At 73.7% G+C, this 14495-nt stretch carries 11 protein-coding genes and 1 pseudogene; 5 read left to right on the forward strand and 7 right to left on the reverse strand.

Annotation, left to right across the window (positions count from 1 at the left end):
• Both SZ60_RS11240 and SZ60_RS17800 read left to right on the forward strand, forming a co-directional pair.
• A partial coding sequence (locus SZ60_RS11240; RefSeq protein WP_052505344.1) for a glycoside hydrolase family 3 N-terminal domain-containing protein occupies positions 1-5078 on the forward strand: 5078 nt, incomplete at its 5' end.
• Positions 5079-5169: 91 nt separating this feature from the next.
• A pseudogene (locus SZ60_RS17800) lies at positions 5170-5424 on the forward strand (GNAT family N-acetyltransferase); the annotation flags it as partial.
• Positions 5425-5494: 70 nt separating this feature from the next.
• Here the strand turns inward: SZ60_RS17800 and SZ60_RS11255 are convergent.
• The 3 genes from SZ60_RS11255 to SZ60_RS11265 all read right to left on the reverse strand — a co-directional run bounded on the left by SZ60_RS11255 (position 5495) and on the right by SZ60_RS11265 (position 8814).
• Positions 5495-6706, reverse strand: coding sequence for an alcohol dehydrogenase catalytic domain-containing protein (locus SZ60_RS11255; RefSeq protein ID WP_082060079.1), 1212 nt, complete (start codon positions 6704-6706; stop codon positions 5495-5497).
• 123 nt (positions 6707-6829) lie between these two features.
• Positions 6830-7315, reverse strand: a complete 486-nt coding sequence (locus tag SZ60_RS11260; RefSeq protein ID WP_231567136.1) for a gluconokinase — start codon at positions 7313-7315, stop codon at positions 6830-6832.
• A gap of 107 nt (positions 7316-7422) precedes the next feature.
• A complete protein-coding gene (locus tag SZ60_RS11265) occupies positions 7423-8814 on the reverse strand; it encodes a GntP family permease (protein WP_043596008.1) in 1392 nt (463 codons plus the stop codon).
• Positions 8815-9028: 214 nt separating this feature from the next.
• Between SZ60_RS11265 and SZ60_RS11270 the strand changes: the two genes are divergently transcribed.
• Complete coding sequence (locus tag SZ60_RS11270; RefSeq protein WP_043596009.1) at positions 9029-9763, forward strand: FadR/GntR family transcriptional regulator; 735 nt, start codon at positions 9029-9031, stop codon at positions 9761-9763.
• Between the two features lie 378 nt (positions 9764-10141).
• Positions 10142-10453 carry a hypothetical protein gene (locus SZ60_RS11280; RefSeq protein WP_043596011.1) on the forward strand — a complete coding sequence of 104 codons (312 nt, stop codon included), beginning with the start codon at positions 10142-10144 and terminating at the stop codon, positions 10451-10453.
• 22 nt (positions 10454-10475) lie between these two features.
• Here the strand turns inward: SZ60_RS11280 and SZ60_RS11285 are convergent, their stop codons facing one another.
• From SZ60_RS11285 to SZ60_RS11295, 3 genes are all read right to left on the reverse strand, one after another.
• Positions 10476-10928 carry a MarR family winged helix-turn-helix transcriptional regulator gene (locus SZ60_RS11285; protein WP_043596012.1) on the reverse strand — a complete coding sequence of 151 codons (453 nt, stop codon included), beginning with the start codon at positions 10926-10928 and terminating at the stop codon, positions 10476-10478.
• Positions 10925-11164 carry a hypothetical protein gene (locus tag SZ60_RS11290; protein ID WP_043596013.1) on the reverse strand — a complete coding sequence of 80 codons (240 nt, stop codon included), beginning with the start codon at positions 11162-11164 and terminating at the stop codon, positions 10925-10927. Before SZ60_RS11290 ends, SZ60_RS11285 begins: the two co-directional genes overlap by 4 nt.
• Positions 11165-11291: 127 nt before the next feature.
• A complete protein-coding gene (locus SZ60_RS11295) occupies positions 11292-11993 on the reverse strand; it encodes a general stress protein (protein WP_231567135.1) in 702 nt (233 codons plus the stop codon).
• Between the two features lie 138 nt (positions 11994-12131).
• Between SZ60_RS11295 and SZ60_RS11300 the strand changes: the two genes are divergently transcribed.
• Positions 12132-12869 (forward strand): HAD family hydrolase, encoded by a 738-nt coding sequence (locus SZ60_RS11300; RefSeq protein ID WP_043596014.1) that lies wholly within the window; start codon positions 12132-12134, stop codon positions 12867-12869.
• Between the two features lie 80 nt (positions 12870-12949).
• Here SZ60_RS11300 and SZ60_RS11305 read toward each other — a convergent pair whose 3' ends face one another.
• Positions 12950-14350 (reverse strand): NtaA/DmoA family FMN-dependent monooxygenase, encoded by a 1401-nt coding sequence (locus tag SZ60_RS11305; protein ID WP_052505346.1) that lies wholly within the window; start codon positions 14348-14350, stop codon positions 12950-12952.
• Positions 14351-14495 lie beyond the last annotated feature (145 nt).

Below are 14495 nucleotides of genomic sequence, written 5' to 3' on the forward strand. Positions count from 1 at the left end.
GCTCCCCACGCGGCCTCGCGCTCGCTGCCGGGACGGCCGCCGCGGCCCTGCTGCTCAGCGGCCTGCCCGCGATCGCCGCGCAGGCCGCGCCGGTCGACCTCGCCCGCTTCGGCACGGTGACCGCCTCGGCGAGCCAGGCCGACGGAGACGGCACGTTCCCCGCCGAGGCCCTGATCGACGGCGACCCGGCGACCCGCTGGGCCAGCGGCAACGGCCCCGACGAGGACGTCGAGTTCACCGCGTCGGTGATCGTCGACCTCGGCGGCACCGCCCGCGTCGACGCGATCGGCCTCGACTGGGAGTCCTCGTACGCGACCGACTACACGGTCGACGTCACGTCGGGCGATCCGACCCTGCCCACGAGCTGGACCACGGCACAGACCGTCACGAGCGACGGCGGGCGCGACGACGTCACGCTGTCCACCCCGACCGACGCCCGCTACGTCCGGGTCAGCATGCTGCAGCGCTCGGCGGCGACCTGGGACCCGGCCCGCCCCCACTTCTACGGCTACTCGGCCTTCGGCCTGCAGGTCTTCGGCGAGGCCGAGACCCGCTCGGTCACCTTCGACCGGTCGACCGCGACCGTCGCGGCCGGCCAGACCCTGACCGCCGGCCTCAGCCTGACCGGTCCGAGCGACGAGCCGGTCACGGTCCGCGTGCGCTCCACCGGCGGCACGGCCACGGCAGGCATCGACTACGCGGTCCTCGACGAGACCGTCACCTTCGCACCCGGCGAGACCAGTGCCTCCGTGGACCTCGTCACGACCTCGACGGGCGCCCTCACGCCTCGCAAGTCCGTCGAGCTGACGGCGTCCGAGCCGAGCGACCCGACCGTCGTCGGCACGCGCGCCACCCTCACCGTGACGCTCACCCCGACGGGCGCCCTGCCGAACGTCGGCGCGACGACCGTGCTCGACGACTTCGAGGGCGGCGTACCCACCGGGTACTTCGGCTGGGGCCAGAGCCCCGCCGTCACCCCGGTGCTCGACACCGTGGAGGCGCAGCGCGAGGGATCGACGGGCGACCAGGCCCTGCGCGCCACCGTCGCCGGCCCGACCACCGCCGAGAGCTGGTTCGGGTTCTCGCACGACGTCCCCGCCGCCGACTGGAGCGACCACGACGGCTTCTCGTTCTGGTTCAAGGGAGCCGCCTCGGGCCTGCCCCTCCGCTACGAGCTGAAGAACGGCGACGGCGCCCTCTTCGAGCAGACCGTCGTCGACGACAGCACCGACTGGAAGCAGGTCAGCGTCCTGTTCGCCGACCTGCGACAGAAGGGCCAGCCGTCGAGCGACCTGCGCTTCGACCCGTCGGCCTCGACCGGCTTCGCCGTCACCCTGACCCCCCTCGGCGCGGGCACCTGGCAGTTCGACGACGTCGCGCTGTTCGAGCGCGCGACGATGATCGAGGACTTCGAGGGCGACGTCCCGCTCGGCACGACGACCGACCCGGTCGGCTTCTTCACCTGGGGCTCCCCCGCCCCGCTCGAGCCCACGATCAGCCGCGACGTCACCGTGCAGGAGCGGGACGGCCGCGCCGACAACCACGTGCTGAGCGGTACCTCGTCGATCCCCGCCGGCGGCTACGGCGGGCTCAGCCACAACCTGGCCGACAGCCAGGACTGGTCGAGCTACCAGGGCCTGCGCTTCTGGTGGTACGCCTCGCAGGCGAACAACCCGGCCTCGCCGACGGCGGGTGCCGACATCAAGGTCGAGATCAAGGACGGCGACCCGGCCGGCGGCGACGGCGCCGAGACCAGCGAACTGTGGGCGACGACCTTCAAGGACAACTGGGGCAGCAGCACCAGCCGCTGGAAGCTCGTCGAACTGCCGTTCTCGGCGTTCACCCCGTCGGGCTACCAGCCGGGCGACGCGGCGACGACGAACGGCACGCTCGACCTGACGAGCGCGTTCGGCTACTCGTTCACCTTCACGCCGGGCACGCCCGCCCCGGTCGGCTACGCCATCGACGACACGCAGCTCTACGGCACCCCGGCGAGCGCCGCGTCCGTCACGGTCGACCCGTCGCAGGACGTCTACCTCGTCGACGCGGGCGGATCGGCCGAGATCCCGCTGACGGTGACGACGGCCGGTGACGAGCCCCTGGCGTCGGACGTGGCGGTCGACTGGTCGACCGCCGACGGCACGGCCGTCGAGGGCACCGACTACGACGCGGCCTCGGGCACCGTGACCTTCGCGGCGGGGACCGCCTCGGGGACGGCGCAGTCCGTGACCGTGTCGACCCGCGCCTCCTCGGGGGCCGCCGAGTCGAAGGAGTTCGCGGTCTCGCTGGCGTCGACCACGGCGAAGGTGGGCGACGGTCCGCGCGTCGTGATCGGCGCGCACGACCTGCCGTACCTCGACCCGTCGCTGCCGACGGCCGACCGCGTCGCCGACCTGCTCGGCCGCATGACGCTCGACGAGAAGGTGGGGCAGATGGCGCAGGCCGAGCGGCTCGGCCTGTCGTCGCCCCAGGACGTCAGCAGACGCGCGCTCGGCTCGCTGCTGAGCGGTGGCGGCTCGGTGCCCGAGGGCAACACCGCGGTGGCGTGGGCCGACATGGTCGACGCGTACCAGCGCGAGGCACTGTCGACGCGGCTGCAGATCCCGATGGTCTACGGCGTGGACGCCGTGCACGGCCACAGCAACGTGGTGGGCGCGACGATCTTCCCGCACAACACCGGCCTCGGTGCGACCCGCGACCCGGCCCTGGTCGAGCGCATCGCCGAGGTCACCGCGACCGAGGTGCGGGCGACCGGCGTGCCGTGGACCTTCGCCCCCTGCCTCTGCGTCTCGCGCGACGAGCGGTGGGGCCGCAGCTACGAGTCGTTCGGCGAGGACCCCGACCTGGTGCGCACCTTCGCCGCCCCGTCGGTGATCGGCCTGCAGGGCGAGGACCCGACCGACATCGGCGGCGCCGACGAGGTGCTCGCGACGGCCAAGCACTGGGCCGGCGACGGCGGCACGAGCTATGACGAGTCCGTGGCCGGCACGGGTGCGTACCCGATCGACCAGGGCGTCACGAACGCCGACTCGCTCGAGGACTTCACCCGGCTGCACGTCGACCCGTACCTGCCGGCCCTCGAGGCGGGCGTGGGCACGATCATGCCGTCGTACTCGGCGGTCGACCTGGGCGACGGGCCCGTGCGCATGCACGAGAACGCGGCACTGAACAACGACCTGCTGAAGGGCGACCTGGGGTTCCAGGGCTTCCTGATCAGCGACTGGGAGGGCATCGACAAGCTGCCCGGCGGCAGCTACGCCGACAAGGCCGTGCGCTCGGTGAACGCCGGGCTCGACATGGCGATGGCGCCGTACAACTACGGCGCGTTCATCGACGCGATCGTGGCGGCCGTCCGCTCGGGCGACGTGGCCGAGTCGCGGGTCGACGACGCCGTGCGTCGCATCCTCACGCAGAAGTTCGACCTCAACCTGTTCGAGCAGCCGTTCGCCGACCGCACCAACGTCGACGGCGTCGGTTCGGCCGCGAACCGCGCCGTCGCCCGTCAGGCCGCCGGCGAGTCGCAGGTGCTGCTGAAGAACGCCGGAGGCGCGCTGCCGTTGGCCGCGGACGCCGACCTGTACGTGGCCGGCTCCAGCGCCGACGACCTCGGCCGCCAGATGGGCGGCTGGACGATCAGCTGGCAAGGCGGATCGGGTGACACGACGACCGGCACGAGCATCGCCGAGGGCATCCGCGAGGTCGCGCCCGGGGCGTCGGTCACGCTGAGCCCCGACGCCTCGGCACCGATCGACGCGGGTCAGACCGGCGTCGTCGTGGTCGGCGAACGTCCGTACGCCGAGGGCCAGGGCGACGTGCCGAACAACGGTTCGAGCCTGTCGCTGACGGCCTCGGACCAGGCGATCGTGGACGAGGTCTGCGCCGCCACCGAGTCGTGCGTGGTGCTGGTCGTCTCGGGCCGCCCGCAACTGCTGGGCGACGTCGTGAGCGTGGCCGACGCGGTCGTTGCATCGTCGCTGCCGGGCTCCGAGGGCGCCGGCGTCGCCGACGTGCTGTTCGGCGACCGGCCGTTCACCGGTCGCCTGCCCGTGACCTGGGCGGCCCGTGCCGACCAGGTGCCGATCAACGTCGGCGACGCCGACTACGAACCGCTCTACCCGTACGGCTGGGGTCTGCGCACCGACGGTGCCCGCGAGCGTCTGGAGGCGCTGGTCGCCTCCCTGCCCGAGGGCGCGTCCCGTGCCGCGGTGCAGGCCGTGCTCGACGCCGACGTGTGGGACGGCGACGGTGCGGTGACGGACGCCGCCGCCGCGCTGCGCCTCCTGCTCGCCGCGGTCACCCCGTTCGCCGGGACCGACCTCGGCACGATGGCCACGGCCGACGACCTCGTGTCGGTCGCGCGCGACCTCGCCCAGCAGGCGATGGTCGACGGCACGGCGGTCGACGGATCGGCGGCCCTGACGGCCTACGCCGAGAACGCGCTGCAGCGCGGGCTGCCCGACGTGGCGCTCGCCCGGTTCGCCTCGGTGCTCGGCATCGACCTGGGTGTCGTCGAACCGACGAAGGACGTCGTGCCCGGCACGCTCGACCCCGCGACCGCCCGCCCGGGCGACACGGTGTCGATCACGGCGACCGGCTTCGTCGCCGGCGAGGACCTCGCGGGCACCGTGTACTCGGAGCCACAGTCGATCGGCGCCACGACGGCCACGGCGGCCGGCGTCGGCGTGCTGCGGTTCGTCGTGCCGGCCGACCTCGAGCCGGGCGCGCACGTCGTCGAGCTCGAGGGGACGGGACAGCTCGCCCGGGCCACCCTGACGGTGCTCGCCGCGGCGGCGCCGGGCGACCCCGGGACGCCGGGTGGCGGGACCCCGGGTGGCGGGACCCCCGGTGCCGGCACGCCCGGTGCCGGCACGCCCGGCACGCCGGGTGGTGGCGGGCCGGGCAGCGGCTCGGGCTCGGGTTCCGGCTCGGGTTCCGGCTCGGGCGGCACCGTCGTGGCGTCGCCGGCCGGGCTCGCCTGGACCGGCTCGGGCGAGTGGATCGGCATCGCCCTCGCGGCGTTCCTGATCGTGGCGCTCGGGATCGCCCTGCGGCTGCGTCGCCCGCGCGACCGCCGCTGACGCGCGCCGCCGCACCGCGCCTCCCCTCGAACCCCGTTCCGAGCGATGCACCCCGTTCCTTCGGGGTTCATCGTTCGGAACGGGGTTCTTCGTCGCCCGCGAGGCCTGGGGTCAGGGCTTCGCCACCGAAGCCGCCCGAGAGGCCGTCCGGTTCGCGTTCGACCCGTCCGGCGCCGACCTGCCCGCCCTGATCAGCTTCACGGCGGCGGTCAACGAACCGTCCCGCCGCGTGATGCTCCGCCTCGGCATGACGCACGACCCCGCCGACGACTTCGAGCACCCCGCGCTGCCGCCCGGCCACGCGCTGCGGCCCCACGTCCTGTACCGGCTGAGCCGCGCCTCCTGACGCCGCCGCCGCCCACCCCGTTCCGAGCCATGGACCACGAAGGAACGGGGTGCGCGGCACGGAGCGGGGTTCATCGCGTGGTGGACCCGCCGCCGACCCCGATCAGCCCCTCGTCCGCGCCCGCCGCGGCGAGCGCCTCGCCCACCTCGGCCAGCGGGATCGTCCTGCCGACGAGCGACTCGAGCGGCCACCGCCGCCACGCCTCGGACGCCCACGCCACGGACGCATCCAGCCGCGCGGGCTCGGCGTCGCGCACGCCGGTGACCGTCACGAGCTCGTCGACCAGCCGGGCGCCGCTCACGCTCACCTCCCGACCGCCCGCCGCCACCGCCGCCGCCCCCGCCAGCACCACGACTCCCCCGACGGCCATCTGTCCGACCAGGGTCGACGCCCCGGCGACCCCGTCGAACGCGAGCCCGACCGTGCGGTGACGCCCCGACCGGTCCACCGTCGCCAGCACGCGAGACAGGACGTGCGGCCCGGTCGACGCCGCGGGGTCGGCCACGGCGACGGCGCCGAACGAGCGCGACCGCTCGCGCCGCGCCTCCTCGGGGTCGACGACCACGACGCGCGCCCCGGCGTCGGTGGCCATCGCCGTCGCGACCAGTCCGACGGCACCCGCCCCCGACACGACGACGACCTGCCCCGCGAGCGACGGCACCCCCGAGAGCCCGAGCACCGAGGAGGCGCGGTGCAGCACCTCCGCGGCCGTCGCGGTGACTCCCGCCACCGGGGCGAGCACGGCGGCGGGTACGTCGTCGGTGACGACCACCACGGTGGTCCCCCGGCGCAGGTGCACGTGGCTCGCGACCGTGCCGGACAACTGCCAGCTGCGCCGCGTGCGCTCCTCGCCGTACCGCTCCCCCGAGACGCACGCCGAGGCCAGGCCCCGGTGACACGGGACGCACCGCCCGCAGGCCACCGTGCGCGACCAGACCACGCGCATGCCGGGCCGGAGCCGCCGGCCGTCGTGTGCTCGCGCGTGCTCGTCGGCCTCGACGACCCGCCCGACCGCCGAGCCTCCCGGCACCACGGGCAGGGACGCCGCACCCCGCCCGGTGAGCGAGTGCACCTCGTCCGGGCCGACGGCGGCGAGCTCGACGGCGATCAGGGCGTCCCCCCGCGCCAGGCGCACGCCGGGCACCGCGATCTCGCTGAAGCCGAGCCCGGTGCCGAGCCAGACCTGCGCCGTCGCCGGCGGATCGAGGCACACGTCGTGACCGTCGAGCACGGGGCGCATCGGGTCGGCCCGCAGCCGCCTCGCCTGCGTCGCCCTCGACATCGTCCCACCCTTCGCGCCCGGCCTCCGGTGCACGCCGCGAGCTTAGGCAGGGCGGGTGGCGGCCCGGCGAACCCCCGGCGTCCACCGGGTGAACGCGCCGGACCGCAGGAGGTGCGGATCGGCTCAGGCGACCGGCGTCAGTCCCAGCGCCCGGATCACGTCGTCGGCCTCGTCCTCGGGCGATCGGCCGGCGTCGACCACGACGTGGCGTTCGTCGGCCTCGGGCGGTTCGAGCGTCGCGACCTGCGAGTCGAGCAGTGCGGTCGGCATGAAGTGGCCCTCGCGGGCGGCCATGCGGTCGCCGAGCAGGTCGCGGCTGCCGCGCAGGTACACGAAGACGACGTTGTGCTCGCGCAGCACGTCGCGGTACTTCCGCTTCAGCGCCGAGCAGGTGATGACGCCCGGCACGCCCGCCATGGCGTGTTCGACGATCCAGGACGAGACGGTGTCGAGCCACGGAGCCCGGTCGTCGTCGTCGAGCGGGGTGCCGGCCGCCATCTTCGCGACGTTCTCGTCGGGGTGCAGGTCGTCGCCCTCGTACGAGTCCCAGCCGAGCCGCTCGGCGAGCAGGGCCGCGACCGTCGACTTGCCCGAACCCGACACGCCCATGACGACGAGCACGGGATCGGCGGCGTAGGGCCCGCCCGTCGGCACCGTGCCTCCTGCGGTCGTCGCGGCACCCGAGGAGGCGCGGTCCGCGTTCTCGAGGACGGGCATCAGATGAACACGCTCGCGAGCATGACCCCGGCGAGGGCCGTGAGGCTGAGGACGCACTCCATCAGGCTCCAGGTCCTGAAGTTCTGGCCGACCGTGGTGCCGAGGTACTCCTTGATCAGCCAGAAGCCGGCGTCGTTCACGTGCGACAGGAAGACCGAGCCCGCACCGATGGCGAGCACCAGCAGCGAGGCCTCGGGGGTGGACATGTCGGCGGCGAGCGGGGCCATGATGCCGGCGGCCGTGACCGTGGCGACGGTGGCCGACCCGGTCGCGACGCGCACGAGGGCCGCGACGACCCAGGCGACGAGCAGGACGCTGACGCCCGACTCCGAGACGGCGTCGCCGATCACGGTGCCGATGCCGGTGTCGATCAACACCTGCTTGAACCCGCCGCCGGCGCCGACGATCAGCAGGATGCCGGCGACGTCGGGCAGCGACGAGCCGAGCGTCTTCGACACGGCGGCCTTGTCCATGCCCCCGGCGCGGGCGTAGAAGACCATCGCGTAGAGCACGGCGACGGTCAGCGCGACCATGGGCGTCCCGAGGAACTCGAGCAGGTCGACCCAGGTGCCCGTGGCGGTCGGCAGCGCCGCCTCGCGGATCGACCGGGCGAGCATCAGCACGACGGGCAGCAGGATGCCGACCAGGGCGTTCGCGAAGCTGGGGCGTTTGCGGGCCGAGCCCTCGCCGCCGTCCTCCTCCTTCGAGACGAAGAGGTCGGGGACCGGCACGGGCGCCCACTTCGCGGCGAGCTTCGAGAACAAGGGGCCGGCGACGATGACCGTGGGGATCGCGACGAGCACGCCGAGGCCGAGCGTCAGGCCGAGGTCGGCGCCCACGGTCGAGACGGCGAGCAGCGGGCCGGGGTGCGGGGGCACGAGGGCGTGCATCGCCGAGAGTCCGGCGAGCGCCGGGATCGCGATGCGCATGAGCGGCAGGCCCGAGCGGCGGGCGACGAGCACGATGACCGGGATCAGCAGCACGAGGCCGACCTCGAAGAACATCGGCAGGCCGATCAGCGCGCCGATCAGGGCCATCACCCAGGGCAGCGCCTTCTGGGACGAGCGCGAGATCAGGGTGTCGACGATGCGGTCGGCTCCGCCCGAGTCGCTGAGCAGCTTGCCGAACATCGCGCCGAGTCCGATCAGGATGCCGACGCTCGTCATGGTCGAGCCGAAGCCGGTGCCGAAGCTCGTGACGGCGTCGCCGGGGGCGAGGCCGGCACCGATGCCGACCCCGACGGCGCCGAGCAGCAGCGCGAGGAAGGGGTGGACCTTCAGCCAGGTGATGAGGCCGACGATCACGACGATGCCCACGAGGGCCGCGATGATCAACTGTGCGTCGGTGCCCGAGGGCGTGGGGGCGGCCGTGGCCGCTGCGAGGAGGTGCATTCCGTCGCGTCCTTCCGAGGACGCTTCACTGCGACCTCTTCGTCGTGGGCCGGAGCCCGTGGGGTTGTCGTCCGGCTGCGCCCGACGGATGTCTGGCAGTCTTGTCTCGCAGACGAGTCTGATTAGTGTGAATAATCAGACTTATGGAGTGTGCCACAGTCACCACGACCGCGCCACCCCTCCTTTCCACCCCCCTCTCCCCTAGGAGTCGACGATGACACCCGGTCTCTCTTCATCACGAGAACGCGGTCTGCACGCCCGGGTGGTCGACGTCCTCGGCACCGAGATCGTCGACGGTCGACTGGCCGTGGGCTCCATCCTGAACCTCGACGACCTGGCCGTCCGTTTCACGGTGTCACGCTCGGTGCTGCGCGAGGCCCTGCGCGTGCTGCAGTCGCTCGGCATGGTCGAGCCGCGCCAGCGCATCGGCACGCAGGTGCTCCCGCGCACCTCGTGGGACCTCATGAACCCGCAGATCATCCTCTGGCGGGGTCGCAGCCCCGAGTACTTCGTCCAGATGCGCGAACTGCTCGAGCTGCGGCTCGGCCTCGAGCCGGTCGCGGCCCGGCTGAGCGCGCTGGCGTTCACCCCCGACCAGGCCTCCGCCGTCGAGGACGCCGCCCGCACCATGGTCGCCGCCGCCGCGTCCGGGGACGGTCGCGCCTACCTCGAGGCCGACGTCGAGTTCCACACGGCCGTGCTGCGCGGCTCGGGCAACGACGTCATCGGCCACTTCGCCTCGACCGTCGAGGCCCTGCTGCGCACCCGGACCGAAGAACGCCGGTTCACCATCACCGACTACACGCCCGCGGCGGCCGAGCTGCACCTCGACCTGGCCCTCGCGATCCGGGCCGGCGACGCGGACGCCGCCTTCTCCCGCTCATGGCGGCTGATCGACACGACCGTCGACGAGTTCGTCGCCGAGTCCGGCGGCTCCCCCGCGCCCTGACCCGCGCCTCCCGCCCTCACGCCGAATGCCGGCCGGCCCCTCTCGTCCGCTGTGCACTTCGCGACCACACGACCACGACACGCCGCCCGATGCGCCTCCCAGACGGCGCGTCGGCCCGTCCCTGTCGGGTTCGGCACGTCCCGGACCCTCCGGCTGGTCGGGTTCGGCACGTCCCGGACCCTCCGGCTGGTCGGGTTCGGCATGTCCCGGACCCTCCGGCCGGTCGGGAACGGCCCAGCTCGACCGGGCGACAGCCCCGGACGCCGCTCACACCCGCACGTCGCTCACGGCTGACACACCGAGGAGGCGCGGTGGACGCACAGGCGCCCGTCACGTCCCGTTCACGCCCCGGTCGCCCCCGGGGTGGAGCATCGACGCATGATCTCGCTCAGCGCACTCGTGAAGCCGAAGGACGGAATCCACTCGGTCCGCCTGCTCGAGAAGAGCCTCCGCGACCACTACGAGAACGTGCCCGTGAAGGACCACCAGTACCTCGTCCGGTTCGCCGACGGCCCGGCCCTGGTGACCGACGAGCTCGCGGGCCTGCGGGTCGACGTCGTCGTCTCGGACGAGCGGGCCGCGACGCACTTCCGCGAGGCGCTGGCCGGCGAGATCGCCACCCGCGTCCTCGGACGGACCGTCGACGTCGTGTGGTCGCGCTCGGCGACCGTGCCCGCGCCACTGCGCTGAGGCGCGCCGGAGACCGACGGGGTCAGTCACCCTCGGCGTCGGCCGCGACGATCAACTTCGTCATCGTGCGGTGCAGCACGACGAGCTCGTCGTGCGTCACGCCGAGCCGCGCCATCATGCGCCCGGGGATGCTCTCGGCCTCGCGCCTCAGGGCGGCACCCGCCGGGGTCAGCTCGATCGACAGCGCCCGCTCGTCGTCGGCCCGTCGCCCGCGGGTCAACAGCCCCTGGGCCTCGAGCCGCTTCAGCAGCGGACTGAGCGTCCCCGGGTCGAGCCGCAGCAGGCGGCTGAGCTCACGACCCGAGAGTGGTGCGTGCTGCCAGAGGGCCAGCATGACGAGGTACTGCGGGTGCGTCAGCCCGAGAGGCTCGAGCGCCGGACGGTAGGCCGCCACGACGCCCCGCGACGCGACCGAGAGCGCGAAGCAGATCTGGCTCTCGAGTTCGAGCGGGTCCGCGACGCCGGCGGCACTCATGCCCGAGGCGCCGGGCAGTGCACCATGGTGCGGACGCCCGTGCGGTCGACGACGTGCTCGTCCATCGGCGCACCGCAGAGCGGGCAGACACCGCCGTGCTGCGGCGCGACCGCCGGGGCCTCGTTCTTCAACCCCAGCTGGGCGCCGCCGATGTAGGGCCGCAGCCGGGCGTTCATGCGCTCGACCAGGTCGCCGAACCTGCTGCCGTGGTCGTGATTCCGCTCGGGTCTCGTCATGATCGTTAGTCTACCAACGATTGGTGCCCCAACGACAGGGCGACGGCCGGAGACACACGACCGCGCCCGCCCCGACGAACGGGGCGGGCGCGGAAGAGCGGCACCGAGGAGGCGCGGCGAGCGGCGGTCAGGCGACCTTGCGACCCTGCGCCAGCGTCTGGTGCGCCCGGGCGGCGAGTTCGCCGCGGACCAGCACCTCGTACCGACCGGCCTCCATGGTGCGGACCGACGAGAAGTCGCGGCGACCGCGCAGCATCTTGTGGCCGACGAAGCCCCAGAGGGCACCCCACAGGGCGCCGAGGCCGACGGCCACGAGCAGCACGCCGATCCAGGCGGCGCTCGGGGCGAAGATGCCGAACAGCAGTCCGAGCAGCAGGCCGAACCAGGCACCGCCACCGGCGCCGCGTCCGGCGGCCTTGCCCGAGGTCAGGCGACCCGAGACGTTCTCGACGGTGCGGATGTCGTGCCCGACGATCGAGACGCTCTCGACGGGGAATCCTTCGTCGGACAACAGGTCGACGGCCGACTGCGCGTCCTCGTACTTGGTGAAGGAGGCCAGCACCTGGGGGTAGCCCGCGCCGGCGAAGGCGCCGATGCCACCGGGGCCGGCCGTGCCCGTCGTCGGGGTCGCCTGCGGGCCGGGCTGACCATAGCCGGGCTGGCCGTACGGTGCACCCTGCTGACCGGGCATCTGCCCCGGCTGCTGCCCTTGGTCGGGCGAGGCCGGCTGACCGGCGGGCTGCTGCCCCGTGCCCTGCGGCGCGTACTCGCCGTACGCGGGGCGCGGGCGGTCGTCGGGGGTGGGCGTGGTGTCCTGCTCGTTGCTCATGCTCCCGTTCTATCGCGCCCGCGGCGACGCGGAGGGAATGCACAGTCGGCCCACAGCATTCCTTGGCGCGCTCCCAGTCGTGCCGTCCGCACCACCGCCTCTCCCCCAGTCCGGCGTGACGTGGGGCAGGATCGGGGGATGACCACCACCCACGTCCTCGTGCTCGACTTCGACGGGACGGTCTGCCTGGGCGACGGTCCCGTGCTGACCTACGCGCGCCTCCTCGACGAGGCCCTCGCGGCGGCCGACGAACGACACCCGCCCCGGTTGGTCGAGGCGGTCCTGGCCCGGTTCGTGGGCAGCCCGCTCGACGACGAGCCGGCCGGGGTCGACGAGGCGATCGCGCACGCCGACGGCTCCCCCGACGGGTACGTCGTCGCCGAACGGGTCTCGCGAGCCCTGGGCGTCGACGACACGGCCCGCTCGGGCGCCTACTCCGGGGCTCGCGCGGCCCTCGCCGACGGTCGCCTCGAGACCACGGCCCCCGAGGGGCTCGCCAAGCTGCTCGACTCGCTGTCCGACGCCGTGCACGTGGTGCTCGTCACGAACTCCCCCGAGCACGGCGTCGTGCAGCCCCTCGAGCGGCTCGGGCTCGCCGACCGCGTCGACGAGATCGTCACCGACGCGCGCAAGCCGTCCGGGCTGCCCGCCGTGCTCGACCGGCTCCGGGCCGACGCGGGCCTCGAGGACCGGCCCGACCGTCTGCTCAGCGTGGGCGACATTTGGGCGAACGACCTCGAGCCGGCCGCGGCCCAGGGATCGCCGACCGCCCTGGTCGAGCGCTTCCCGGCCCCGGACGCCCGGCCGACGCACCGCGCGACGACGCTGCCCGAGCTGTACCCGGCGATCCGCGCCTGGGCGACCCGCACCTCCTGAGCCGCGGCGCGCCTCCCGAGCCGCGCCGCGCCTCCGGGGCACCACCCGGCAGGAGGCGCACCGCCGACGCGAGGACGACCTCAGACCGTCGCCGGCACCACCGCGAAGCGTGCACCGGGGTGGTCGGCCGAGAGGTGCGGCCCGGGACGGCCGAGCATCTGTTCGCGCAGCGTGCCCGTGGCCGGCTCGGCCGGCATGCGGCCGCGGCGACGCAGCTCGGGCACGACGAGGTCGGCGAAGTCGGCCAGGTCGGCCGTGCCGAAGATCGGCTCGAGCAGGAAGCCGTCGAGGTCGGTCTCGTCGACCAGGCGCTCGAGCTCGTCCGCGACCTCGACGGGGTCGCCGACCAGCTGGAGCCCGCGGGTGCCCTTGCCGCGCAGGTCGTCGAGGATCTCGCGCACGGTCGGGGCCGGCGAGCCGTCCTTCGGCAGGAAGCGGTCGATGTTGCTCTGACCCATCTGCCCGACGGGCCCGCCGTCGTCCTGCAGCTGGGTCAGGTCGCGTGACGGGTCGAGCGAGAGCAGGTCGATGCCGGTGTTGCCCGCGTAGAGGACGGCGACGACCTCGTCGGTCTGCAGGTCGTCGAACTCCTTCCGCAGGGCGACGGCCTCGTCGTGGGTCGGGGCGACCGTGACGGTCAGCCCGACCATGATCTTGACCGACTCGGGGTCACGGCCGAGGGCGGCCGCCTTGGCCCGGATGTCGGCGACGTTCGCCGCGGTCTTCGGCACCGTCGTCCCCTGCACGAAGACGCACTCGGCGTTGCGCGCGGCGTAGGCGCGGCCCCGGTCGGACGTGCCGGCCTGGAACAGCACGGGCGTCCGCTGCGGCGAGGGGGCGACCGTGAAGTAGCCCGACGATCGGAAGTGCTCGCCGGCGAACTCGACCCGGTGGATGCGGTCGCGATCGGCGAGGACGCCGGCCTCGGCGTCACCGCGGAAGGCGCCGTCCTCCCAGCAGCCCTCCCAGAGCGTCATGGCCAGGTCGACGTACTCGTCCGCCTGGTCGTAGCGGGCGTCGTGCCCGCGCATCTCGTCGTGGCCGAACAGCTCGGCGACGGTGTTCTGCGAGGCGCCCGTGACGATGTTCCAGCCGATGCGGCCGCCCGTCAGGTGGTCGAGCGTGGCGAAGCGGCGTGCCGACTGCACGGGGTGGTCGAGGCCGGTCGACGAGGTGACGACGAAGCCGAGGCGCTCGGTCTCACGGGCCAGGGTCGGGATGAGCAGGGCGGGGTCCATGCCGGGGAAGTTGATGCCCCCGCGGGCCGCGGTCTCGGGCAGGTCGCCGTCGATCGACGGGTAGCCGAACCCGTCGGCGAAGAACAGGAAGTCGAAGCCTGCCCGGTCGAGCAGCTTGGCCATGCCGATCCACAGGTCGAGCCCGTGGTAGCCGAGCGAGTCGCTGCGCGGGTGGGACCAGCTGAGGGTGCCGCCGACCTGGGGGCCGGCGACTTCGAACACACCGAGACGGATCTGCTTCATGCCGTCAGTGAACCGGATGGTTCACCCGGAGTCCAGCCCCGAAACAAGCTCTTAACACGAGCGACCCGTCAGCGGGCCGCCCGCCGATGGGCGGCCCGTCAGCGGGCGACGGCGGCGGCGCGGACGCGGGCGACGAGCGCCTGCT

Origin of the sequence: Frigoribacterium sp. MEB024, from assembly GCF_000878135.1 — a bacterium.
Lineage (GTDB): Bacteria > Actinomycetota > Actinomycetes > Actinomycetales > Microbacteriaceae > Frigoribacterium.

Coding starts and splice junctions, on each gene's coding strand:
- SZ60_RS11255 (WP_082060079.1), bottom strand. CDS start 6,706: ATGTCGAGGGCGACGCAGGCGAGGCGGCTGCGGGCCGACCCGATGCGC.
- SZ60_RS11260 (WP_231567136.1), bottom strand. CDS start 7,315: ATGGGCGTGTCGGGTTCGGGCAAGTCGACGGTCGCGGCCCTGCTCGCC.
- SZ60_RS11265 (WP_043596008.1), bottom strand. CDS start 8,814: ATGCACCTCCTCGCAGCGGCCACGGCCGCCCCCACGCCCTCGGGCACC.
- SZ60_RS11270 (WP_043596009.1), top strand. CDS start 9,029: ATGACACCCGGTCTCTCTTCATCACGAGAACGCGGTCTGCACGCCCGG.
- SZ60_RS11280 (WP_043596011.1), top strand. CDS start 10,142: ATGATCTCGCTCAGCGCACTCGTGAAGCCGAAGGACGGAATCCACTCG.
- SZ60_RS11285 (WP_043596012.1), bottom strand. CDS start 10,928: ATGAGTGCCGCCGGCGTCGCGGACCCGCTCGAACTCGAGAGCCAGATC.
- SZ60_RS11290 (WP_043596013.1), bottom strand. CDS start 11,164: ATGACGAGACCCGAGCGGAATCACGACCACGGCAGCAGGTTCGGCGAC.
- SZ60_RS11295 (WP_231567135.1), bottom strand. CDS start 11,993: ATGAGCAACGAGCAGGACACCACGCCCACCCCCGACGACCGCCCGCGC.
- SZ60_RS11300 (WP_043596014.1), top strand. CDS start 12,132: ATGACCACCACCCACGTCCTCGTGCTCGACTTCGACGGGACGGTCTGC.
- SZ60_RS11305 (WP_052505346.1), bottom strand. CDS start 14,350: ATGAAGCAGATCCGTCTCGGTGTGTTCGAAGTCGCCGGCCCCCAGGTC.